20 protein-coding genes are annotated in these 24187 nt (G+C 60.0%); 9 read left to right on the plus strand and 11 right to left on the minus strand.

Annotated elements, in window-relative coordinates; all coding sequences use genetic code 11:
• Nucleotides 1-19: 19 nt before the first annotated feature.
• Genes AB4N42_RS06780 through AB4N42_RS06795 form a run of 4 tightly spaced genes read right to left on the minus strand, consistent with a single transcriptional unit; the run spans nt 20 to nt 4199 of the window.
• A complete protein-coding gene (locus tag AB4N42_RS06780) occupies nt 20-475 on the minus strand; it encodes a hypothetical protein (RefSeq protein ID WP_198796683.1) in 456 nt (151 codons plus the stop codon).
• The gene (locus AB4N42_RS06785; RefSeq protein WP_460115994.1) at nt 465-1808 is read right to left on the minus strand and encodes a phosphatase PAP2/dual specificity phosphatase family protein; all 1344 of its coding nucleotides are present in this window, start codon (nt 1806-1808) and stop codon (nt 465-467) included. The genes AB4N42_RS06780 and AB4N42_RS06785 overlap by 11 nt, the downstream gene beginning before the upstream one ends.
• Entirely contained in the window at nt 1808-3565 is a 1758-nt protein-coding gene (locus AB4N42_RS06790; protein ID WP_258648363.1) for a bifunctional alpha/beta hydrolase/class I SAM-dependent methyltransferase, read from the minus strand. The genes AB4N42_RS06785 and AB4N42_RS06790 overlap by 1 nt, the downstream gene beginning before the upstream one ends.
• 10 nt (nt 3566-3575) lie before the next feature.
• Entirely contained in the window at nt 3576-4199 is a 624-nt protein-coding gene (locus AB4N42_RS06795) for a CDP-alcohol phosphatidyltransferase family protein (RefSeq protein ID WP_334598389.1), read from the minus strand.
• 158 nt (nt 4200-4357) lie between these two features.
• Between AB4N42_RS06795 and AB4N42_RS06800 the strand changes: the two genes are divergently transcribed.
• The gene (locus tag AB4N42_RS06800) at nt 4358-4816 is read left to right on the plus strand and encodes a GNAT family N-acetyltransferase (protein WP_460115995.1); all 459 of its coding nucleotides are present in this window, start codon (nt 4358-4360) and stop codon (nt 4814-4816) included.
• Between the two features lie 14 nt (nt 4817-4830).
• On the opposite strand, the gene AB4N42_RS06805 is transcribed toward AB4N42_RS06800, so the two are convergent.
• The 4 genes from AB4N42_RS06805 to AB4N42_RS06820 form a co-directional block, all read right to left on the minus strand.
• Complete coding sequence (locus tag AB4N42_RS06805; RefSeq protein ID WP_460115996.1) at nt 4831-5067, minus strand: hypothetical protein; 237 nt, start codon at nt 5065-5067, stop codon at nt 4831-4833.
• 482 nt (nt 5068-5549) lie between these two features.
• On the minus strand, nt 5550-5870 hold the full coding sequence (locus AB4N42_RS06810) for a contact-dependent growth inhibition system immunity protein (RefSeq protein WP_407684046.1): 321 nt from the start codon (nt 5868-5870) through the stop codon (nt 5550-5552).
• A gap of 130 nt (nt 5871-6000) precedes the next feature.
• Nucleotides 6001-6402, minus strand: a complete 402-nt coding sequence (locus AB4N42_RS06815) for a hypothetical protein (protein WP_407684047.1) — start codon at nt 6400-6402, stop codon at nt 6001-6003.
• Nucleotides 6399-11261 carry an RHS repeat-associated core domain-containing protein gene (locus tag AB4N42_RS06820; protein WP_460115997.1) on the minus strand — a complete coding sequence of 1621 codons (4863 nt, stop codon included), beginning with the start codon at nt 11259-11261 and terminating at the stop codon, nt 6399-6401. The genes AB4N42_RS06815 and AB4N42_RS06820 overlap by 4 nt, the downstream gene beginning before the upstream one ends.
• A gap of 390 nt (nt 11262-11651) precedes the next feature.
• Between AB4N42_RS06820 and AB4N42_RS06825 the strand changes: the two genes are divergently transcribed.
• The 8 genes from AB4N42_RS06825 (at nt 11652) to AB4N42_RS06860 (ending at nt 21639) form a co-directional block, all read left to right on the plus strand.
• Nucleotides 11652-12905, plus strand: coding sequence for a cystathionine gamma-synthase family protein (locus AB4N42_RS06825; protein WP_460115998.1), 1254 nt, complete (start codon nt 11652-11654; stop codon nt 12903-12905).
• A gap of 136 nt (nt 12906-13041) precedes the next feature.
• The gene (locus tag AB4N42_RS06830) at nt 13042-14472 is read left to right on the plus strand and encodes an amino acid permease (protein WP_217860422.1); all 1431 of its coding nucleotides are present in this window, start codon (nt 13042-13044) and stop codon (nt 14470-14472) included.
• Between the two features lie 57 nt (nt 14473-14529).
• Nucleotides 14530-15414 carry a LysR substrate-binding domain-containing protein gene (locus AB4N42_RS06835; protein ID WP_460115999.1) on the plus strand — a complete coding sequence of 295 codons (885 nt, stop codon included), beginning with the start codon at nt 14530-14532 and terminating at the stop codon, nt 15412-15414.
• A gap of 30 nt (nt 15415-15444) precedes the next feature.
• Complete coding sequence (gene thrC, locus AB4N42_RS06840; RefSeq protein ID WP_460116000.1) at nt 15445-16809, plus strand: threonine synthase; 1365 nt, start codon at nt 15445-15447, stop codon at nt 16807-16809.
• Nucleotides 16810-16820: 11 nt separating this feature from the next.
• A complete protein-coding gene (locus AB4N42_RS06845; RefSeq protein ID WP_053188548.1) occupies nt 16821-17258 on the plus strand; it encodes an Lrp/AsnC family transcriptional regulator in 438 nt (145 codons plus the stop codon).
• 1048 nt (nt 17259-18306) lie between these two features.
• Nucleotides 18307-19365: a homoserine dehydrogenase gene (locus AB4N42_RS06850; RefSeq protein WP_460116001.1), complete on the plus strand. Its 1059-nt coding sequence runs from the start codon at nt 18307-18309 to the stop codon at nt 19363-19365.
• Entirely contained in the window at nt 19362-20774 is a 1413-nt protein-coding gene (locus tag AB4N42_RS06855) for an aldehyde dehydrogenase family protein (RefSeq protein ID WP_460116002.1), read from the plus strand. The genes AB4N42_RS06850 and AB4N42_RS06855 overlap by 4 nt, the downstream gene beginning before the upstream one ends.
• A gap of 505 nt (nt 20775-21279) precedes the next feature.
• Nucleotides 21280-21639 (plus strand): DUF6124 family protein, encoded by a 360-nt coding sequence (locus AB4N42_RS06860; RefSeq protein WP_460116003.1) that lies wholly within the window; start codon nt 21280-21282, stop codon nt 21637-21639.
• A gap of 140 nt (nt 21640-21779) precedes the next feature.
• On the opposite strand, the gene darG is transcribed toward AB4N42_RS06860, so the two are convergent.
• Genes darG through AB4N42_RS06875 form a run of 3 tightly spaced genes read right to left on the minus strand, consistent with a single transcriptional unit; the run spans nt 21780 to nt 24088 of the window.
• Nucleotides 21780-22868 (minus strand): type II toxin-antitoxin system antitoxin DNA ADP-ribosyl glycohydrolase DarG, encoded by a 1089-nt coding sequence (gene darG, locus AB4N42_RS06865; protein WP_460116004.1) that lies wholly within the window; start codon nt 22866-22868, stop codon nt 21780-21782.
• On the minus strand, nt 22865-23509 hold the full coding sequence (darT, locus tag AB4N42_RS06870; RefSeq protein ID WP_249873194.1) for a type II toxin-antitoxin system toxin DNA ADP-ribosyl transferase DarT: 645 nt from the start codon (nt 23507-23509) through the stop codon (nt 22865-22867). The genes darG and darT overlap by 4 nt, the downstream gene beginning before the upstream one ends.
• Nucleotides 23510-24088 carry a DarT ssDNA thymidine ADP-ribosyltransferase family protein gene (locus AB4N42_RS06875; RefSeq protein WP_460116005.1) on the minus strand — a complete coding sequence of 193 codons (579 nt, stop codon included), beginning with the start codon at nt 24086-24088 and terminating at the stop codon, nt 23510-23512.
• Nucleotides 24089-24187: the final 99 nt, after the last annotated feature.

Consider the following 24187-nt stretch of genomic DNA (forward strand, 5'->3'; position numbering starts at 1 on the left):
CCACAACAACTACAACGATCTAGATACCTGACGCTAGCCAGGGACTGGCCAGGATGAAGCCCAGCACCAGGACAACTTGTATCGCCAGCAACCGCGACTGCCGCCGCAGCAGCAATAACGCGCCGTGCCGCCTTTCGGTCCACAGGCGCCCGGCGCGTTCGGCGGGTTGCAGGCCCAACGCGGTCAGGGCTTGATCCAGTTCATAGGTGCGTTCGGCCAGGGAGTGGGTGCTGTCCGCCATGCGCTGGAACAGATCGGCGTCGAACGCCACGCGCAACGCCCAGTATTTTTCCAGCACCCCGATAACCACAAGCGCAGCACTCAACAGCAGCAACCACGGATCGATCACGCCCACCAGCCATTGCCCCAACCCCAGCAGCGCCGCCAGCAACGTCAGCCCCGTGGACAGTTGATCCAACGAATGACCGCGGCGCAACAGGCTCGCCACGGTGTGGAGCTCCATATCACTGATCATGAGCATTCCCCTGCGTTGTGGATAACTGTTCCAGTGCCCGACGGTGCTCGGCGTGCAAGACGATGCGCGGTCGAGCGCGCTGGATCTGCACGATTGCGGCATCGACACTCGCCGCCCGGCCGCTGTGAAGCAACCACGCCGCCACGGCCGTGGCGCTGCGCGAATAACCCAAGGCACAGCAGACCAGCACCGGCCCGTGCTGGCGCAGTTGCTCGATTTTCTGTGCGGCCTCCAGGCATTGCTCGGCGGTCGGTGCGGTCAGGTCGAGTACCGGCACGGAGCGGTAGGCGATGGCCGTGGTGTCCATGGACAACTCGGCGCAAAGGTCGAGCACCCCGCTGAACGGACTGTCTTTCAGCGCAGATGACGTAGGAATCCGCCCGAGCCAGACGTCATCCATGATCTGATCCGGCTGCGGGTGCTTGCGCGTCCACAGGCGGGAATTGATCCACGCCGCCGCCAGATAAGGCGCCAGAATCCAGCGCACCGCCGGGCTCAGTCGACCGTCTTCGCGCTTCTGGAACCCACTCGCGCCGAACAGCAGATAATTCAGCGCCACCATCAGCACCGCCACTGCTGGCCAGATCAGCCAGAGCCATGTGCCACCGAAGGCAAACGCCGGGATAAACATCGCCGCCGCGCCCAGGCCATAACGCAAGGCCAAGCGGCGGCGGGGAGGATCTGTCGTCAGGCGCGCACTGAACAGCGGACTCGGTCGGTCCAGCGGCCACAACCAGACACACAACCACCCGGCCAGCGCGCCAGTCGGCACGTCGACAAAATGATGTTGATACGTGGTCAGCACCGACACGCCAATCAACGCGAACCAGCCGTGCATCAACCAACGCCAGACGCCTTGCAGGTGGCGCTCATAACAAACCCAGAGCACCACCAGCAGCGCGATGTGCAGCGACGGTGCCTGGTTGAACGGCTTGTCGAAGCCCGCCAGCACCTCGAATAACCAGCCAAACACGCCGTCCATTTCCGGTCGGGGGAAGGTGAACGTCAGCGGCCAGAGCAGGAAGCAACTGACCGCGATCACCTGGGCCGTGAGCAGGCGCAAGGCGTGGCGCTTGAGTTCGTCGCGGCTGTTGGGCAGCAACAGGGACAAGCCGTACAGCAGGTCGATCGACCAGTACGGCACGATGGTCCAGGCCATGAACGGCATGTGGCTTTCCCAGCCGAACACCAGGCTGCCGACGTCGTCACGCTGGGCCGTGACCCAGGTGGCGAAGCCGTACGTGGTGAAAAACAGCGGCGCCAGCAACAGCAGCCACAGCACTGCCGGTTTCAACAGCGCGGGTTCGCGGGCTGGAGCGATGACGGCGCTCATTACTGGACCCGCTGCGCCAGCGAAACGCTGAAAATGCCCCACTCATCGACCCGCAGGGTGATCTTGCGGAAGCCTGCTGCCTCGACCAATTGGTCCATTTCCGCCTGGGTGCGTCGACGCATTACCCACGCCTGGCCGGCGCGGTGGCTGGTCAGGGCGCGGGCGATCAGTTCCAGTTGCGGGTGCCATGGCTGGCCGGTGTAGACCAGGAAACCGCCGGGCTCCACGGCTTCAGCCAGGCCGGCGAGGGAGCCTCCGACCATCTGGTTGTCGGCGAACAATTCATACAGGCCGGAGACCACGGCGAGGGTCGGCTTCGGTTCGAGCGCTGCCAGGTCCTGGCGGTCGAAGGCATCGCCCTTGACGAATCGAGCGATCTCGCCCAAACCTTTTTCCACGATCAGCGCACTGCCGTCGCGCACGTTGATGTCGCTGTAGTCGCGCAGCAGGATCGACTCCGGCAACGGGCTGACGCCTTGCAGCGCTTCGAGGATGTAGCGGCCATGACCGGCGGCGATGTCGACGATGCGCACCTCGCGGTCCTGGGCGCGCAGCTCGGCCATCGCCAGGCGCAGCAGTTCTTCAACGTGCACCTTGCGCTGGCGAATGCCGCGCCAGCCGATGGAGTTCAGATAGTTCTGGTCGATCATCTTGCCCAGCGCCGAGGTACCGGTGGGGCGATTGCGATAGACGTAGTCCAGCGTGCTGCCGGAGTCGAACCCGGTGTCGAAGCCCAGCTTCACACCCGCAGACAACTTGCTGCCAAAGCGCATGCTGGCGCGGGTCATGCGCCAGTAAAGGTCACGCAGCGAGTTGTGCGGGAGCGGCGTCGCCAGGGTTTCGGCTTCGGCGCAGGTCACGCCGAGGCGATCGGCGTCCAGCAGGGAAGGGCGCTCCAGCGGACGGGCAAAATTCTGCAAGATAAAGCGACGGGCGCTGGCGATGGCGGGCGCACGGTTTTTCTCACCGAGGGTGTCGTGGAAGAAGCCCGGCAGGATGTGTTTTTCCTTGTGCAAGCTGCCCAGCCGCTCGAAGAACTGCTCCTGGGGTTTGCGATGCACCACGAAGTCGGAACCGGAAATCAACAGCTGCGTCGGCACCTGGATCGCCTGGGCATCGGCTACAACCCGGTCGGCGGCTTCGTACAGGCCCAGTAGCACATTCACCGAGATGGCCTTGGTGATCAGCGGATCGCTGTCGTAGGACGCGACTCGTTCCGGGTCGTGGCTGAGGAACTTGGCCTTGACGTAGCTGTTGACGAAGAAGTTGCCACGGAACTTGCGCATCAGCGCCAGGCCCGGACGGGCGAACGGCACGTAGAGCTTGACCTTGAAGGCCGGCGACGCCAGCACCAGCGAGCGAATGCGCGGCGCGTAATCGTGGACCCAGGTGGACGCGATCACCGCGCCGACGCTTTGCGCAACCACGGCAATGTTCTGTTCGTCGATCTGGTGCGTCGCGCCGATGTGATCGCAGAAGGTCTGCACGTCCCGGGCGCTGGTGGCAAAGCTCGGGCTGTCGCCGCGTTCGCCAGGCGACTGGCCGTGGCCGCGTGCGTCCCAGGCGAAAAACTCGAACCCGGGCAAATCCAGCTCATCCACCAGGTGCGCGATGCGCCCCGAATGCTCATGGCCGCGGTGAAACAACAACACAGCCTGGCGGGGTTCACCCGCCGTGGCCTCGACAGCCGGCCAGTGCCGGTAGAACAACTCCACGCCATCGTGGGTGGTGAACGTCAGTTCCTGGGCTTCGCGCATTGCAACTTCCTTATGCTGAGGGAGCGTTTTCCGTCACTTGGCTCAGGCCATGACGGACCCGATTGACCAAGGTATAAACCAGCAGGGCGGCAACCACCGCCATCACACCATCAACCCACAGCGCCCCGAGCCAACCCAGGGCAATACCGGTCGCCAGCACGCCAAACACAAAGGCGCGATCACTCTTGCCCATCGGCCCGTCATAGCGCCGCGAAGCCCCGACCATCGCCCCGAGCACGCCGGCGTATTCGCTGAACAACGCCAACAGCGTGACCAACAACACGAGCAACAGGCTGGTATCGGGAAACAGGGCAAAAGGCAGGATCAAGGCAGCGTCGGCGATGATATCGCATAGCTCATTGAGGTAGGCGCCCAGATTCGATTGCTGGCCAAACTCCCGCGCCAACATGCCATCCACCGCATTCAACGCCATGCGCAGGAACATCCACACCGGCACCAGGACGAAAACCCACGGATGACTGGCGAACCACGCAATCACCGCCCCCACCAGCACGGAAACGACGCCCGCGAGCAAGGTCACCTGGTTGGCGGTGACGCCCTTGTTGTAAAGGCGTTGTACGGTGGGGCGAAGCAGATTCTGGAAAGCGGGCTTGAGTTGATAGATGGAAGGCATTTGGACTGTGATCTCGGCCGGATTCGGGGCAGGGCTTGTGCAGATGCGAGATTACGATAGGTTGGGGCGTTGCTGGTGGGTATTTGCTGGGAATGCGCGCGGGTAGGCATCTGCGGAGGTATTCGCGCTGGTGGAGCGACTCGATAAGGACCGTACAAATGCTGCGAGTGGATTGGCTTGTTAACCACATGGACAAATGCAACCTGATGGCCGAATGGCTATATCGGGAATTCACCTACGAATTCGCCCACCAATCACTCGGCCATTGGCAGGAGGAATTCTCGGCAGGGCAGCGCGATGGCCGCTGGAAATGCCTGGTCGCCCTGGAACACGACCAGCTACTGGGCGGCGCCTCGCTGGCCAATGACGACCTGCCCGAGCGCCCCGAGCTCGGCCCCTGGCTCGCCTGCGTATTCGTCCACCCGGACGCCCGCCGCCGAGGCCTCGCCGCGCGATTGATCGAAGGCATCTGCAACGATGCCAAAGAGGCTGGCTTCGCGACGTTGTACCTGCACACCCACAGTGAACGGGACTACTACGCCAAGCTTGGTTGGGAAGTGCTGGAGCGCTTCGAGGCCTGGGGCAAGGAACCGTGGCTCATGTCGCGGCGTTTATAACGTCGGCAGGAGCCCTATCCACCAGCCCGCAACGGCCCACCGACCGGGACGTACTCGATCGGCGCTTCCCCGGGCAGGTTTTTTATGGGGTCTTCGGCGTAACCGTAACCTTCCTCCTTCAGATTGATCGAATGCACGCTGTGCTCACGGGCAGTGCTGTCGGTGAGCTTGGTGAATAAGCGGTGATCGGCGGGCAGGGTGAAGCGATCGCCGAGGTGGAGTTGGGCGAAGGTGAGGGTCGGGTGGTTCATGGCGGCGGGCTCCGTCTCGGGTTGGTCTCTCTGGAATTGAGGGGGAGCGCTGGGATTGGGTTCCGTTTTTTTGGTTATCGGCGTCATGGCCGGCTCGAAGCGCGGCTCTGGGCCTTTAGGTGATCCCTTGTGGGAGCGAGCTTGCTCGCGATGGCGGTGTGTCAGCCGGGAGTTATCCAACTGATCTGACAGACCTATCTCCATAATCCACAGAGGTGACAGCTTGCCGACACCGCCTTGCGCCTTTGCCTACAACTACGCCAGAATCCGCCGGCTTGTGCGCCTCGGCCCACGCCGGTAGCTGAATCCCGTCACTGCTCATCGTGATCGGGTTTAGCAGCTCGTGGTGAAACAGGTTGTGCAAGGCGTCATCCAGTCAGAAGTTCTTCATTCTGTACTTGATGGTGGCTGTGCGCAGGGCGTCCCCGGACGCGCCGGTTTCTTGTTTCCCCGGTCTGCTAACCTGCGTACGGCTGCCACCTTTAATCATTGCCAAGCTGGGAGGCATCAGTGTGAGTCATAACTTGCAGAATATGCTTTAACCACATTTCGCCGGACTCCCAATCCAACCAGTAGCAATAGTTGCATGGCATCTCACTCATAATAAGTTTTCTAATATTTTCGTTGCTAAGTTTAAGCTTTAATAGCGTCGAGATTTCATTTTTAACCATGAATATGGTTTCAGGTGTAGAGTCAGAAGCAAAGCTTCTTATTATGTCGTCAGGGTCTGGCGACTCGCACATCCAATCTTGATGGAAGTAGCATCCAAAAAACTGAAAGAGTTCGTGGTGTTTGATTTTCATTGTTGCTTAATAAGCTCTGTAGGTGCGCTAGGCTTCGAATTAAGACGCTTTTTTAATTGACGGGGCCCATTGACTAGACTGCTGCTGCGCGTTGCTGTTCTTTGTATTGAAAGAAAATGCAGTTTAACTTTTAAGTTTTTCTTAAGTGAGATTCAATCCACTCCTTGAAAAAAGCTTCTTGTTTGTCCGGGTCGCTTGCCAAATTGCTATCGTCATAATCAAATATATAAACCAAGTCATCGAGCGTTGGAGCGACGCCCATGCTCAGTTCATACGCTTTTAGCCCCTGCGACATCTGTGCTGACATTCCGGAGGGGTGAACATTCGTCTTCGCACCTTTACAGAAAAAAATCACATCCGGATTGTCTCGCCGGAGACTAGAAAAGCACCTATAAAAATTGCCGCCCGCATAAGTTTTTTCAATGCCGCCTGCTGTAGAAAAAGTTATTGCGATTTTTTCTGAGTCACACACAAGACGGGTTTTTTCTTTTGTTTTCCCTCTGGATATGTACACGTCGACTTTGGAGATCATTTTATTCTCCTATTGGGGTTGGGTATGGAGTACCCAAACTCTTTTCCATTTTCAAGTATTAAAGTTGCTCCGAGCACATCTTCATTTTTTATTCGGCCTGGAATTGCAATCTCTTGTTCGGCTCCAAACAAATATGCCGACCCTAGCTCTTTTTTCAGATCATGCCCCGGAATTTTCTGCAGTGTATACAAGTACCCTATTCTTGTGTGGTCGCCGGTGGCAAATCTCTTTCCTACATTTCTTGAAGAGGATGTACTAATGTAATAGCTAGGGGGCCAATCACTATCTATAGAGTGTAGAAACAAATCCTTGCTTTTACCTTTGCTTTTAAAGCCATTTTCAAAAACATCTTCGGGATCCCGCTCATCGCCGCGATACAGGAAATCCTCTTCCTTTTTAGGAATAGGTAACTTAGGTTCGGTTTGGCTAACTGCAACCTTAGCCGCCGGATCCTGCTCGCCAACCGCAGGCCTCTTACACCCGTCACCCCCAGGGCAATCCTCCAACCCCAACGGATCCACCCACCCCGTCGGGTTCAGGGTGTACCGATACCCGTTGAGACCACCCTTGAGCTTGCTCGGATCGAGCGTCAGATACCGCCCCGTCTCCGGATTGTAGTACCGGTGCCGGTTGTAATGCAGGCCGCTTTCCCGGTCGTGGTATTGGCCCTGGAAGCGCAGCGGTTGTTCCAGGCGCTTGCTGTTGCCGTGCCGCAGTTCGGTGAGTTTTCCGTAGCCGTTGTAGCGCGCGGCCCAGACGATTTCGCCCTGGTGGCTGGTCAGTTCCTGGGGCGTGCCGAGGTGGTCGTTGTGGTAGTGGAACGGCGTGGCGTTGTCCGGGCCTTCGCCTTCGAGCAGGGCGAGGGGGCGGAAGGTGCCGGGTTCGTAGACGTAGCTTTGGTAGTGGTCGCTGCTTTCGGCGATGACTTGATCGCCTTGCCAGATAAATTCCGTGGTCTGGCCGGCCACGGTCTTTTCGATGCGTCGGCCGAAGGCATCGTAGCGGTAGGACGTTTCGTTGCCGTCCGGGCTGGTGACGCCGATGAGGCGGTGTTGGCTGTCGTAGCGGTAGTGCGTGACGAGGCATTGGGTTTTGCCGCGGCGTTCGCGGATGAGGTTGCCGTAGGCGTCGTAGTCGTAGTGGCGGTCGCCCTCCATGAGCAGGCGGTTGGCCTTGAGGGTGGTCGGGCCGGGGCGGTCTTGCAGCAGCAGGTTGCCGGCCGGGTCGTGGGCGAAGCGTTCGGGGCCTTGGCTGTGGGCATAGTCGATGCGGAGCAGGCGATCTTGCGCGTCGTATTGGTAGCTGCGGCGGTTTCGATTGTCAGAAAGGGCGGCGAGGTTGCCGTTGGCGCTGTAGGAGTAATCGCGCCAGAACAATTGGTGCTGCTCGGTCTGCCACACGGTTTGGGCCTTGAGGCGACCTTGCTCGTCGTAGCGATAGTCGCTGAGCAGCAGGCCTTGCTGGCGTTGGGTTTCGCGGCCGCCCTTGAAACGGTGTTCGGTCAGGCAGGTGCCGTTGAGGTCGATGGCGATCAGCGCGCCGCCGCGGGCGTGGCGATAGTCGAGGGTGCTGCGGTCGGGCAGTCGGCAGTGGATCAAACGACCGACGCTGTCATAGCGATAGCGCAGGGTGGCCCAGCCCTGGTGTTCGGCGACCAGGCGGTCCTGATGGTCATATTCATAAGCCAGCGGCCAATGGCCGTCGTCGACGCTGACCAAGCGTCCAAGGGCGTCGTAGCGGTAATCGACCGCCTCGCCATCTGGCAAGGTTTTTCGCACCAGGCGGCCAGCCCTGTCACGCTGGTAGTGAGTGATGCGCTGACTGCCATCGGCGCCAAACTCGGTCTTTTCCAGCAGGTGGCCGTTGAGGTCGTAGGCATAACCGGTGCGCTGGCCATCGAAGCCGGTTTCCTGTCGGATCAGTCCGTTGGGCGTGTAGTCCAGCTGATAGTGTTCGCCGGATTCGTTCTCGATGTCGGTCAGCAACAGCCGCGCCGAGTCGTAGCGATATTTGAGTTCGCTGCCGTCGGGGTTGAGCCGACGGCTGATCAGGTGCAAATCGTCGGCGTATTCGTAGCGGGTGGTGCGGCCCAGTTCGTCCCGTTCGGCGATGACCTTGCCGTAGGCGTTGTAGCGCCAGGTGCGGGTGGCGCCACCGGGCAAGGTGGTTTGCAGCAAGCGGCCCACGGCGTCCCATTGGTAATGGGTGGTGGCGCCGTGTTCGTCCTGGCGGGTCAGCAAACGCCCTTGGGCGTCGTAGGAAAAACACCGCTGGCTGCCATCGGGCAGGGTTTCTTCCGTCAACTGGGCCAGGTGATTGCGCACAAAATAATGGGTGCTGGCGTCCGGGTAGCTGATGGTTTTCAGTTGCCCTTGGCCGTCGTAGTGGTACCAGGTGCTTTGGCCGTCCGGGTCGATGGCCTCGATGACATCGCCCTGGTCGTTGCGGCGGTAGGTCCACACGGCTTTGCCGCGCTGCCGGGTGTGCAGGAAACCGTTTCGGTATTCGTAGGACGTGGGCTCGTCTTCAGGCGGAATCAGCGCCACCAGCCGTCCGACTTCGTCGTAGCGGTATTCGGTGACGGCGCCGAGCGGGTCTTGCTCGGCGATCAGCCGGCCCTGTTCGTCATAGGCCTTGAGGTGTTCGCCGCCGGCGGGATCGACCTGGCGCACCAGTCGCGCGCGGTCGTCGTGGACGTAGACTTCCTGGCTGCCATCGAGGTTGTGAACGGTGACGCTGCCGTCCTCGCTCCAGGTGTAGCGGCTGTCCATCTGCGCGAACGACGCCCAGTGCCGCACGCAGCGCGCCGCCGGACCGGAGCCCTGCCACTCCCAGTAAAAACTCGCGCCGCCGGCCAGTTGCCGCTGGAGGATGACGTGCTGGTCGTCGTAGTCGTAGCGCTCGCTTTCGCCAGCCGCATTGGTCGCTTCGATGAGTCGGAAACGGCCGTCGTAGCGGTAGGAAACCAGCGTTTGTTCAGTGCGCCAACTTTCGTCGCGGGTCGGCGCCGGGTGAAAACTCTGGTAGTCGATGGCGACCAGGTGGCGATGTTCGTAGCGCAAGCGCAGGCAGCGTCCGGCGCCGTTGTCCAGCCGGCTGATGTCGCCGTAGATGTTGCGCTGGACGGTCAGGCGGTTGTCGTACCGATCGCTCAGGGCGATCAGACAACCGTCGCGAAAATGTAGGAAAGGGGCGTCTTCGCCGGGCTGGGCGATGATCAGTTCGTCCGGCTCATTGCTCAGGTAGATCGCCGCGCGGGCCAGGCTGTTGTGGATGGCCGGGCGTTTCAGGCTGGGCCGGGGGAAGGTGGTGCGGCGGTTTTCCTGGTCGAGCCAGATGACCTGCTCGCCTTCGATCACCAGGCGATGGGCCAGGGCATGGCTCCACCCGCGGCCGAGGCCGATGTCCAGCTCGGCGGCGCTGGTGCGATAGAGGCGGGTGAAGGTAAACGGCAAGCGTCCGTCGAGGATGCCGTCGTCCAAGGTCAGCAGTTCTTCGCCGGTGACCATCGACACCGGGCAGCCGTGGGTGCGGGTCTGGGCGGCGCTGTCGGCGGGGTCGCCGTTGGGGTTTGTCGATTGAGTGGAGGCGTCGTCGTGGTGTTCTTGTTTGCTCAGCCGAGTAGAGGGCTGGGATTTTTCCCGCACGACCGGGGCCGGATTTCTGACCGACAGTGGTGGGGAATCTCCTGCAGTGATCTGTAGCGGAGTGACAGGCGCGGGACCCACGGACGGGCCTCGGCCTGCGATCACCACCGGCTTGAGCACATCGGCATGAGCGTTAAGGCTGTCGCCACCGAGTTGGCCCAGGCGTTGGCTCGAGGCCTGCAGCCACGTCCGGACACGCTCCGAACGGACATGACGCAGCACCTTGCCGCTCATGCGCAGGCCGACGCCCAGTCCACCGGTAACCGCCGCCAACAGGAAGTTGATCAGCACCGACGCGCGCAACTCACCCATGACCTCGGCGCTGTACTGCGGCGGCATCATCCGCAGCCAACTGGTAAAGGCCGCCGTGTAGACGAAGAGCAAGGGCTCATCGCTGAGGATCATCAGGCCTTTGGCAATCGCTTCGGATGACGCTTCCAGCAGTTGCTCAAGCTCGGCTTCGGTAAGGTATTCCAACAGCTTTTCGCTGTTGGCTTGCAGGTCCGCCAGCAGCTTGAAAAGCTGTTTGACGCTGTCCCACAGTCCGTACACGGCTTTTTCAAAGCCGCGAAGCTCGGCTTGCTGGAGCACATTGAAGCGCTTCGCGAAGCCGCTGTCGGAGAACTCTTTCCACAGGGGGTGAAACTCGTCCCACTCGGCACTCAGCCAGCCTTCGAGCTCGCCAATCACCTTCTGGTAGGACGCGTACAGCGCCTCGACATGAGCAGTCGTTACATCAGGAAAAAAGGTGATGCGGTAGCGCTTTCCTCGGTCGCATTCGCTGACTTCCAGGATGCCGCTCGGCCCGATCTCGTGGCGGATCGGCTCGCCGAAAATTTCCTTCCCCGGCTCGCCCCCAATGATCGGTTCCAGCATCACGGGTGTGTTGCCAATCGGCACGAAGCGCGAGGACTGGAACATGTGCACGAGCGTCAGCGGGCCTTGGGCGGGGCAGGCCGCCACTACGGCGCTGACCTGCTTGCCGCCATTTTTCGCGGGTGCGAGCGACACCTCGTTGCCCACCTTGAACATCTGCTCGATGTCCAACGCCCGACCCGTCCAGAAACGTTCCGCCCAACTGTCGTAGTCGCTCAGGCAGTGGCGAAAGTCCTGCAACACCGCCTCGACATCCGGCTGGTCCGAGTCCATGAGCGCCATCACCAACGAACCAATGACGTTGCCCTGGGCAAGGATTTTGTCGTTGATGGACATGTAGGCCTCTCGCAACGCTGAAGTGGGCGCGAGACTTTGCCGGGGATGGCCGGAGAAATAAGTCAGGGAAGGAGGCAGTGTTTGTAGGGCAAATCTTTAATTGGTCCCGGATAGGCTGGAACCACACCAAATCCCTTGTGGGAGCGAGCTTGCTCGCGAAAGCGGTGGGTCAGCCAACATCTTTGCAGCAGATAAATCCCAATCGCGAGCAAGCTCGCTCCCACAGATTTTTGTATTACCCACTTACTTGCTGGGTCTCATCCAGCCATTAAAAAAACAACCCCTTTGGCACCGATAACATCGTTTCTCGGAGGCGCGGCTTTTCCCTATATTGGCCCTCAGATTCCGGCGGATGGCTCAACGTCCACCCCCTCAGTGCGAGTAGTCACAATGAACAAAAAACCTGACAGCGCAGGGCTTATCAACGCAGGAGCGGGCACCCGGGCGGTGTGGGGCGGGGAGCAAGTCAGGCATCCTTACAACGCCACCCAGACCCCCATCGTCGTCAGCGCCGCGTACGGTTATGACGACATCGACGTCTGGTACGACGTCGCGTTGGGCAAGGCGCCGGGCTTTATCTACAGCCGCATGAGCAACCCGACCGTCGAGACCGTCGAAGCGAAGATCCGCGAACTGGAAATGGCCGAATCCGCCGTGGCCTTCAGCAGCGGCATGGCGGCGATCAGCAGCGTGCTCTACACCTTCCTCGCCAATGGCGATCGCGTGGTGTCGACCAAGGACAGCTACGGCGGCACCAACAAAATCTTCGAAGAATTCCTGCCGCGCACCGGCGTCGCGGTGACCTTGTGCGAGACCTTCGACCACGAGGAAATCGAGCGGGAAATCGCCAAGGGCTGCCAGGTCCTGTACCTGGAAACGCCAACCAACCCGACCCTGAAAATCCTCGACATCCCGCGCCTGGTTGCGGCGGCGAAACACGTCGGCGCCCTGGTGGTGGCGGACAACACCTTCGCCACGCCGTTGAACCAGAACCCGCTGGCACTGGGTGTCGACGTGGTGATCCACAGCGCGACCAAATTCCTCAGCGGCCACGGCGATGTGCTCGGCGGCCTGGTGTGCGGCAGCGAAGCCTTGATGGCGAAGGTGCGTCATTACCGCGAAATCAACGGCGCCACGCTCGACCCGTTCTCGGCCTACATGATCATCCGTGGCATGAAAACCCTCGCCCTGCGCATGCGCCAGCAACAGGCGAGCGCCCGCGCCCTGGCGGAGTTCCTGTGCACGGAACCGCTGGTGGAATCGGTCAACTATCCCGGCTTGCCGAGCCATCCCAATCACGCAGTGGCCTGCGCGCAAATGTCCGGTTTCGGCGCCATTGTCAGCTTTGTGCTGGAGGGAGGCATGGACACGGTCAAGGTGTTGTTGCCGCGTCTGCGCTTTGCTCATTGCGCGGGCAATCTCGGCGCAGTCGAAACCATCTACGGCCCGGCCCGCACCACCAGTCACGTCGAGAACACCTTGGAAGAACGCCTGGCCCTGGGGATTTCCGAAGGGCTGGTGCGCGTGTCGGTCGGCATCGAAGACACCGACGACTTGTTGGATGACCTGAAACAGGCCTTCGCCTTCGTCAGGAAGTCCCTCGACCCGCAACTCAATGAAGTGCTCACCGAGGCCGCAAACTGAAGTCAGCAAGTTGATAACCCCGCGACAAGGCTGTCAGCGGGGCGTTCATGAATAGGAATAATAATAAAAGCTCAGCGGCGCTTGTCTGACTCGCGTAGACGTCGATGCGCGCCCTGACATTTCATGAGAAACAACCATGTCCCTAACAGAACAACAAAGCAGTACGCGGGCCGGCTTCAAGCAGGAAATGCAGACGCGCCATATCGTCATGCTCGCCTTGGGTGGCGTGATCGGCACCGGGCTGTTCCTGACCTCCGGCTACACCGTCAACCAGGCCGGCCCGATGGGCGCGGTCATCGCGTACGTCATCGGCGCGCTCATGGTCTACATGGTGATGATGTGCCTCGGTGAGCTGGCGGTGCAGATGCCGGAAACCGGCTCGTTCAGCACCTATGCAACACGCTTCCTCGGCCCCGGCACCGGCTACACCGTGGCGTGGCTGTACTGGCTGACATGGACGGTGGCGATCGGTTCCGAGTTCACCGCCGCTGGCATTCTCATGACCCGATGGTTTCCCGACACCCCGGTGTGGATCTGGAGTGCGCTGTTCGCCGGCGTGGTGTTCCTCACCAACGTAGTGTCGGTGCGTTTGTTCGCCGAGACCGAGTTCTGGCTGTCGTTGATCAAAGTGCTGACTGTGGTGGTGTTCCTGCTGATCGGCGGTGGTGCGATTCTCGGTTTGCTGAACATCGACCAGGCCCACAGCATCGGGTTAAGCAACTTCACTCGCGAAGGACTTTTTCCTACGGGCTTCATGCCGATTGCGATGACGCTGCTGGCAGTTTCCTTCGCCTTCTCCGGCACTGAACTGATCGGCATCGCTGCCGGGGAAACCAAGGATCCGCAACGCAACGTACCCCGCGCCATCCGCACCACGGTGCTGCGCCTGGCGGTGTTTTTTGTCGGGACCATTTTTGTCCTCGCGACGCTGTTGCCCCGCGAACAGGCTGGCCTGGTGGAAAGTCCGTTCGTCACCGTGTTCACCTACATCGGCATTCCGTACTCCGCCGACATCATGAACTTCGTGATCATCACCGCCCTGTTGTCGGCGGCCAACTCCGGGCTGTATGCCGCCTCGCGCATGCTCTGGACCCTCAGCGACCAAGGCCACCTGCCCAAGCAGTTCTCGGCCCTGACCCGCATGGGAACGCCGCTCAACGCGATCATCGTCAGCATGGCCGGCGGCGCCGCATCGTTGCTCAGCAGCGTGTTTGCCGCCGACACCATCTACCTGGCGTTGGTGTCGATCTCCGGCCTGGCCGTGGTGGTGGTGTGGATGAGCATCGCGGCGAGCCAGATCGGCTTCCGCCGCCACTACGTCGCCAACGGCGGCGACATTCGCGACCTCAAGTTCCGCGTTCGCGGTTATCCGTGGGTGCCGCTGGGAGCGTTGGTGTGCTGCAGCCTGGCGTGTGTCGGCATCGCCTTCGACCCTGAACAGCGAGTGGCGCTGTACTTCGGCTTGCCGTTCATCGCCTGGTGTTACTTCGTGTATTACATTACCCGCAAAAGCCGCGAGCGACGCTTGTCGGTCGCCCTCGTGGCACAACCGTCCGACGCGTTCTAACCGCATCGACGGGGCGGGCAAGCGTGCCCGGTGCGTGGGGGTTAACGAGGTAAGACCATGAAGCAAAAAACGTTGCCCCCGTTGAACTGGCTGCGGGCGTTCGAAGTGTCCGCCCGCTGCCTGAACTTCACCCACGCCGCCGATGAATTGTTCCTGACCCAGGGCGCGGTCAGCCAGCAGATCCGCCAATTGGAAAGCCACCTCGGCGTGGCGCTGTTCAAGCGCTTGCCCCGTGGCCTGGGTCTGACCGAAGAAGGCCAGGCCTACCTGCCGGTGGTGCAAGACGCGATCACGCGACTGGCGGTGGGCACCAACGAAATCTTCGGCCAGCACAAGCGCCGGCCGATCAAGGTGCGCGGCAGCCTGGCGTTTTTCGTGCACTGGCTGGCACCGAAACTGGTGGATTTCCGTCAGGCACATCCCCACGTCGATATCCGCTACATCAGCAACATCTGGGTCAAGGAGCTGGACGGCGAAGACGACATGGAGATTCGCTGGGGCCACGGCCAATGGCCCGGCCTGGTGTCGCAACGGCTGACCTGGGACACCTTGTTCCCGGTTTGCTCGCCGGCCCTGATGGCGACGCTGAAGGCGCCGACGGACGTAGCCAAGCATCCGCTGCTGCACGTATTGGGCTACGAAGAAGGCTGGGGTTACTGGCTGAACAGGGTCGGCGTCGACAGCGTGGATTCTTCGACCGGCCTGCAATTCGACACCCTGGTCTGCACCTTGCGCATGGCCGAACTGGGGCAGGGCATCGCCCTGGCGCGGTCATCGATGGTCAGTGAATTGCTGGACGACGGACGCCTGGTCGAACCCTTCGCCCAGCGCATCGAAGCCAGCGAATCGTTCTACCTGGTGCGCAGTTCCGGGGCCGAGCAACACCCGGACGCGGCGCGGTTTTCCACCTGGCTGGTGGAGCAGGCGCATCGCTACAAATGAGCTGTTTTATCTGAGTTTGCGGAGTTGACCATGCGCTACGTGAGTACCCGAAATTCCGCCGTGCAGGTCGATTTCGAAAAAGTCGTGCTGTCGGCCATCGCCGAAGATGGTGGGCTGTTTGTCCCCGTGGAACTGCCGCAGTTCGAACCCCAGGACATCGCTAATTGGTCGACGCTGTCCTACGACGAACTGGCCTACCGAGTGATGCGCCCGTTCGTAGGCGAGGCGATCCCCGAGGTTGACTTCAAGCGCTTGCTCAAGGAAGCCGGCAGCCAGTTCAGCCACCGCTCCCTGGCGCCGTTGCATCAGGTGGACCGCAACGAGTGGGTCCTGGAATTGTTCCATGGGCCGACTCGCTCTTCGAAAGATTTTGCCGCGCAATTGCAGGCGCGGCTGGTGCAGTATTTCCTGCGCAAACGCGGGCGTCGCGCCGTGGTGATCGGCGTGACCAACGGCGACACCGGCCTGGCCGCCATCGAGGCCTTCAAGCACTGCGACGAGACCGACGTGGTGGTGATCTATCCCGAGGCCGGCGTACCGCAAGACCAGCTTCACGACTTGCAAGCAACGGCGCATCCGCGGATTCATCAAGTCGCCGTGGAGGGCAGTTTCGATGAATGCCAGACCCTCGTCACCCAACTGTTCCGAGAGCATGAGGCGATCAGTTTCAACTCCAGCAACTGGGTCAGCGTCATGGCGCAGTTGGTGTTTTATTTTCACGCCGTGCTGCAGTTGGGCGGCGGTCAGCGGCCCATCGGTTTCAGCGTACCGGCGGCGAGTTTTGCCGAAGTCTATGCCGGCTACATCGCTCAGAAGATGGGTTTGCCGATCACGCAAATGATCGTCGTCACCAACCAGAACGATGCGCTGCATCAGTTCTTTTTGAAGAACCACTATTCGCGGTTACGTGCGAGCAAGACCCTGTCGCCGGCCATGGACTTGTCGATCTTCTCCAACCTGGAACGCTTTCTCTGGGAGCTCTACGGGCATGATGATCAAGCCGTGAGCGCGTTGATGCACACCTTCGAAACCGACGGCGAAATGACCATCGCCAATGAATTCTGGCTAAAGGCGCGGATGATCATCGACTCGTACGCGGTCAGCGATGAACAGACGCTGAACGAGATCACTTCGCTGTATCGCGACACCGGTTATGTCATCGACCCACACACCGCCACCGGCGTGCTCGCGGCGCGTTTGTACCGCAGAAGCCTGGTGGCACCGATGGTGACCCTGGGCGAGATATCACCGATCAAATCGGCGGTCTTGCTCGGTGAGTTGGGGATCCCCGTGGCGGCGCAACAACGTCCGGCTTCCGAGCATGGCCCAGCGCAGATCCATCGCATCCAGCCGGACGACCTCGCTGCCCTCCATCAACTGCTCGGCGCGCTGTAACAGGAGGCCCCATGAAGCGAATCCTCGATCCCCTCGACGAACGCATCATCGCCGAACTGCGACTCAACGCCCGCGCCGCCCACGCCGAGCTGGCGGCCAAGGTCAACCTCTCGCGCAACGCCGTCCGCCAACGCATCGAACGCCTCGAACGCGACGGCGTGATCCAGGGCTACACCGTTCGCACGGGGGAGGGCGCGCAAGCGTCGTCGAACATCAACGCCGTGATCTTCGTCTACCGCTACGACCGCATGCGTGGCGCGGAGGTGTTGCAAGCGTTGCAGGCGATGCCGGAAGTGCTGCAGTGCGACGTCATGAGTGGCGAGTTTGACTTGATGCTGCGGGTGGGGGCGGCGAACCCGGAGCGGGTCCATAAAGTATGGAAAGAGATCTCCGCGCTGCCGGGCGTGGAGAACACCGTGACATCGTTTGTGTTGTCTTCGGTGGTCTGAACCTACACCCAACCCGTGGCGAGGGAGCTTGCTCCCGCTGGGCTGCAAAGCAGCCCCAACTAGGTTGACCTCGATCAACCTGACCCACCGCGCTGAATGATTTGGGGCCGCTTCGCAGCCCAGCGGGGATAAATCCCCTCGCCACAAGAGCCGGCGGGTGCATGCTCTGCCACTAATAGACCAAACACTGAAGAAAACTGTGGGAGCGGGCTTGCTCGCGAAGCGGTACACCAGCCACCATCAATGTCGCCTGACCTGGCCCTATCGCGAGCAGACTCACTCCCACAGAGGCCTGTGTTCGGCCAGGCCCCGCCTACTCACTATCGCTAATGGTGTCCACAAATAAGCCGGCCACCACAAACCCCGTGGCGAGGGAGCTTGCTCCCGCTGGGCTGCAAAGCAGCCCCAACCAAGTTGACTCAATCAACCTGACCCACCGCGTTGAATGATTTGGGGCCGCTGCGCAGCCCAGCGGGAGCAAGAGCCGGCGGGTGCATGCTCTGCCGCTAATAGACCAAACACTGAAGAAAACTGTGGGAGCGGGCTTGTTCGCGATAGCGGTACACCAGCCACCATCAATGTCGCCTGACCTGGCCCTTTCGCGAGCAAGCCCGCTCCCACAGGGGAATGTGTTCAGCCAGGCCCCGCCTACTCACTACCGCTAATGGTGTTCACAAATAAGCCAGCCACCACAAACCCCGTGGCGAGGGAGCAAGCTCCCTCGCCACAAGAGCCGGCGCAGATGAATGCCCCGACTCCAATGGACCAAACACTGAAAAAAACTGTGGGAGCGAGCTTGCTCGCGATGGCGGTAGACCAGTCGACATCAATGTTGCCTGACCTGACCCCTTCGCGAGCAGACTCACTCCCACAGAGGCCTGTGTTCGGCCAGTCGATTCTGTCGGCTTTCCCCCCACCCACCACTTCGCCCACCCCCTGGTCAAAACGCCCAGAAAATAGAGCAAATTGGCATATTTCACTGCCCACCCCAGCCCCCTAACCTAGATCCCAACAAACCTCATCACCCGGATCAAGGGACATAACAAAAATGACTGAATACAAACTGGCTCTAGTCGGCTTCGGCGGTGTAAACCGGGCATTGGCCCAACTGATTGCCGAGCGCAACCAGCAGTGGAAAACCGAACTCGGCTTCACCCTGAAAATCGTCGGCGTGACCGACCTGTTCCTCGGTTCGGTGATGAACCGCCACGGCCTCGACGCCGCCTCGCTCGCCCGGTTGCCCGCCAGCAAAGGCGCCATGGCCCAACTCCCTGGCGGCACCGTCGACGCCCTCAACGAAGCCGTGATCAAGGATTGCGGCGCCGACATCATCGCCGAAGCCACCTTCACCAATCCCGTGGACGGCGAGCCCGCCACCTCGTTCTGCCGCTGGGCCCTGGAGCGTGGCAAACACGTGGTCACCACCAACAAAGGCCCCATCGCCCTGCACGGCGCCGAACTCAAGGCCCTGGCCCGACGCAACAACGTCGCCTTTGAATACGAAGGCTCAGTGATGAGCGGCACCCCGGTCATCCGCCTCGCCAAACAAGCCCTGGCCGGCAGCTCGATCACTGGTTTCGAAGGCATCCTCAACGGCACCTCCAACTTTGTCCTCACCGCCATGGAAGGCGGCCTCGGGTTCGCCGAAGCCGTCAGCCAGGCCCAAGCCCTGGGCTACGCCGAAGCCGACCCAACCGCCGACGTCGAAGGCCACGACGTCCGTCTCAAAGTCGTCATCCTCGCCAACGAACTGCTCGACGCCAAACTCACCGTCAACGACGTCAGCTGCAAAGGTATCTCCGCCCTCAGCCTCGACGACATCGAAAAAGCCCGCCGCGACAACGCACGCTGGAAACTCATCGGCGCCGCCACCCGCAATGCCGACGGCTCCATCAGCGCCAGCGTCGAACCGCGCCTGCTCAGCAACGACCACCCGCTGGCGAGCATCAGCAGCGCCACCAACGCCGTGTCGTTCACCAGCGAACTGCTCGGTGCCGTCACCGTCTCCGGCCCAGGCGCAGGCCGCACCGAAACCGCCTTCGCGCTGCTCTCCGACATCATCCACATCCACCAATCGGCAACCCGCAAACAGGAGCACAACCAGTGAACGTATCGCGCCTGGCCCTGGCGGTTGTCGAACCGCACATCGAAGTCCTCAACCCCTTTGACGGCAGCATCGTCGGCACCGTCGCCGACCTCAAAGCCTCGGAAGTCCCACACCTGCTCGAAACCGCACGCAGCGGCGCAAAAACCTGCGCCGCACTCCCACGTCATCGCCGCGCCAGCATCCTCGAACACGCCGCCCTGAACATCGAACGCGACGCCAAAGCCTTCGCCCGGCTGATCGTCGACGAAGCCGGCAAGACCCTCAAACAGGCGGAAAAAGAAGTCAAACGCTGCGTCAACACCCTCAAACTCTCCGCCGAAGAAGCCAAACGCAACGCCGGTGAAATCGTCCCGTTCGACGCCTACGAAGGCGCCGAATCGCGCCAAGGATGGTTCACCCGCGAACCCCTCGGCCTGATCGTCGCCATCACCCCCTACAACGACCCGCTCAACCTGGTCGCCCACAAACTCGGCCCAGCCATCGCCGGCGGCAACGCGGTGATCCTCAAACCGTCCGAACTGGCCCCGTTGTCCGCCCTCAAACTGGTCTCGTACCTGGTCGCCGCCGGCCTGCCTGAAACCGTGGTCACCGTCGCCACTGGCGGCGCGGAACTGGGCAAAGCCCTGGTCGCCGCCCGCGACGTGCGCATGATCTCCTTCACCGGCGGCTTCGTCACCGGCGAACAAATCGCCCGCACCGCCGGCCTGAAAAAACTCGCCATGGACCTCGGCGGCAACGCCCCCGTCATCGTCATGGGCGACTGCAACCTCGACGCCGCGGTCGAAAGCTGCGTCTCCGGCGCGTTCTGGGCCGCCGGGCAAAACTGCATCGGCACCCAACGCCTGCTCATCCACGCACCGATCTACGCCGCCTTCCGCGAACGCTTCGTCAACCAGGCCCAAGCCCTCGTCGTCGGCAACCCGCTGCTCGCCAATACCGACATCGGGCCGATGATCACCCAGCAAGCTGCGCAGAACGCCGAACAGATGGTGAACGAAGCGCTGCAACAAGGCGCCACGTTGCTCTGTGGCCACCGTCGTCAGGGCAATTGCTATGCGGCTACGGTGTTGGAAAATGTCGATCATTCCAGCCGGCTCTGGTGCAACGAAGCGTTTGCGCCGGTGGTGGTTTTGCAGGTGTTCGAGACGTTTGATGAGGCGATTGCGTTGGCTAACGAGCCTGAGTACGCCCTTCACGCTGGGATTTTCACCAATGATCTGTCCACGGCGATGAGCGCTGCGCGACGGATCGAGGCGGGGGGCGTGATGATCAATGACTCGTCGGATTTCCGGTTTGATGCGATGCCGTTTGGTGGGTCCAAGTATGGGAGCTTGGGCAGGGAAGGGGTGCGGTTTGCCTATGAGGAAATGACCCAGCCGAAGGTGGTTTGTTTGAATACGTTGGGGTGAGGGGCGAGTCAGTCCCAAGGAGTCGCTTTAGCTGTCATGTCGCTAAAACGCCGTTTTGACGACACGTTTTATTCTCATGTCGTCGGCAGCGACATGAGGACGGAACGTGTCGCAGAAATCGAAAAACGGCGACACGTTGTCCTCTTGTGATGGGGTGGCGCGGCGCGGTGTTTATTGGGTGCTTGGAATCCAGGGCGCGACTGACGTTTTCTTGCGCCATTGCCTACAACTACGCCAGAATCCGCCGGCTTGTGCGTTCTTGGCCGCGTCGGTAGTTTTGATCCTGTCACTGCCCATCAGTGATCGGGTTTAGCAGCCCGTCGAGTTGAGTCGTATCAAGCTTCATCAGTCAGGAATCCCCATCCCTGCATTTGATGGTGGCTGTACGTGGGGCGCCCCCGGGCGCGCCGATTTCTTAACTCGTCGGTCTGCTAACCCGCGTACAGCTGCCACCCACTCGTTTAGCAGCGAGAGGGTTGTGGCCTCACCAAAGAGAGTTAAGGCTATGGTCAAAATTACACCGAACCCTCCGACTGCAGATGAGCATGTATCTCGCGCTCAGACTGCTCGTAACAAGAAGCTTGATGATGCTGCCAACCGGGCATTGGATTTTTATCTGAAGCCTACTCCGAAGAAAGAAACGTCTGACAATCCCAACAGCATCTTCCGTATCGCACCGGATGTTGATTCGGAGTGTCTGCTTGCCAGCCTCAGCGAAAACCTGGCTTCGGCGAATGCCATGATCAGTGATTTGGCGTTTGATCTTGATGGATCGCGACGGCGTGTTGCGATGGGGATTTTGCAGGTGATTGAGGTGAGTGAGCTGCTGGCGAATCGGGCTTTGGATATTGTTGAGGTGAGGTAACAGGGGCTGCACGTACCCCAGGTATGAAAAAAGGTCTTGCTCGGCAAGACCTTTTTTGTATCCGCGAACCGCCCGAAACGACGAGCTCTAATTGTGCAAGAGCTACTTGCACAATTACCCGGCTGAGATAGGCGTTACCTCTAACAGCTCGCCATCTCAGGCCTAAAAATACTGGAAGTAAGCCGCTTCAGCGCGATATCAAGCGCCTGATCATCGAACAGCTTGCTTTTACGAGCCGCAGCACCCGCTCCGCCATCCCAATGCTTCAACGCCTCGCGCACGGCAGGAACAGTCGGGGAAATCCCATCCTGGCTCAGCAACCAATCAACCGTAGCCAACAATTCCATGCCAAAAGGCGACTCAAAACCATCGATCAACTCGGCGGTACGCTCCAAGGCCTGGGCGTACTCCTTGGCCTCTGTTTGAAGATAGGTCTGTAAGAACGCTTTGCGCCCTTCGTCAAACCAGATCACATCGCTAATACCCGCATCACTGATGCGCTTGTCGCAATGCAGGTAGCTGCCGTCCAGATTGTTGAGCAGATGCTCCAACCGGTTGGCATAGGGCCCGTACTTATGAGCAACAAACTGAAGATTGAGAGGGTTTTCGGTGTTTGGCAGCTTTTCGATGGCGCGCTCAAGAAACCAAGCCAGCTTCTGAATCTCAAGCAGGCTGCATTCCATACCCAGAACCCAGTAGCGACGAACCAGTTCGGCTATCAGTGCACGAGCAGGCGTGAGCTTCTCCACACCGTTACGCTTAGCAACGTTCAAATACTGGTTGGACGGCTCGAACACCAGCACATCGACATCCAGATCACTCAAGACTTCAACAATCTGCTCGCGAACCTCGGGCCACTTCAAACCACCGTTACCAGCGCCCAGCGGTGGAACCGCCACGGACTTCACATGGTTTTCAATCAAGAAGCGACGCAGATCGCGTAAGCCTTCGGTTATCCACGCCATCTGCGAAGGTGAGCGCCAGTGACGTTTGGTCGGGAAGTTGACGATCCAGCGCGGCCCCTCCAGCTCGCTGACCGCCGTCACGTGAACCTTGCCCGTCTCCACTTCGCCAGCCTTGCAGGCAGCAGCGTACAGTCGGTAATTCTCCGTGAAGCGTTCTTTGAACATCAGCGCGATACCTTTACCCATCACACCCACGGTATTCACCGTGTTGACAAGGGCTTCGGTTTTGGCTTCTAGAAGGTTGCCTTGGGTAAACCTGATCATTGGAAATACCATCCTGGACGCGCATGAACAGCCAACGTCAGGCCTCGAGCGGCTACGTCTCGTTCTATGCGTTTTTTCATTGCATCGGTGTAGCACATGATGCCAAGGAGTCCTGTAATGGGTAGATGGTTGTGGATCAGCGCTTCGGCCTGATACCGCTCCATCTTCCGGGGGTCGTCAGGGTCGCGCTTAAAGTCGCGTCGTTGAATGATAGACCAATCGATCTGGCCGAGATTCGCCAGGTCGCTGTAATAGTCTGTCCAATCCGGGTAGGCATGCGCGGTCGTGTAGACGAACGGAAGGCCCATCTCCTCAACGCGGTACAGGCTAGAGACCAAAATCACGATCTCGTCATTGCTGCGCTGTTGAACACTCCACCCCGAGTGGATATTTTTCATCATCACAGAGAAGGGCGTGAAATAGAAGGGCACGTAGTCGGCCAATACCCCTCCCGGAGCTATGGGGACGTGGCGGGTTCGGCGCTTGTCGATCAAGTCAGGGTTGCCGATGTTTACGTACTGTGGTGACTGAACGTTCGAATTTGCACAGTGCAGACCGTTGTCCAGAATCCAAGGCAGGTTATCCCGATGGACGATACGCCAAATCAGAGCCTTCTCTGGATTCAGTCTGCTGTAGATCATTTATAGGAACATTCCAGGGTTCACACTGATGGGAGTCGCTAGATTGATGGGGCGCATTTTAGCCTCACAAATCTGTTTGACCTCATCGTTTGGGACGTAAATCCTGGAAAAATCTTTTGGCGCAACCACGTAGGGAGACAAGCATTCAGCCATGCAAACGTTTTTGCACTCGTGGTTTTGATATTCGCGGGTATTCATGAGCTCCCAATTGATGGCTTGGAACCCAGCGCTGTAGTCGAGGACCTGAATTGCCTCATCTGCAAGTGGATGCTGCGGGATGATCTTCCAGCCCTTTTCCTTGGCAAATGTTCTGAAAACTGAGATCAGCACGAACGTTGATTCGGGGTGATCAAGCTGCACGCGGCCATCAAACGGATTACCGGCGAACCAGTGAAAGGGAACATAGCGGTCAAGGTTGAGAGCTTTGCGTTTCTTGAGAATCTCACTGTCGGCAACATCAGTGAAATTGGCGAGGCTGGCCCGAGGCTTCAGGCCTGCAGAGAAGATCCCATCCAGGTTTTCAATAGAAGTCAGATGGTAGACGTAGTACTGATCTTTGATGGTTCTGGCGTCTGACATAACGGTCTCCTTGACCTACGCATATCTAATGGGCGCTGTCCTAGCTGTTCCCCAACCCTCAACCCGAGGGGTCTAGTAGGGCATACGGGTTGATTCTAA

The organism is Pseudomonas sp. H2_D02, from assembly GCF_054677635.1.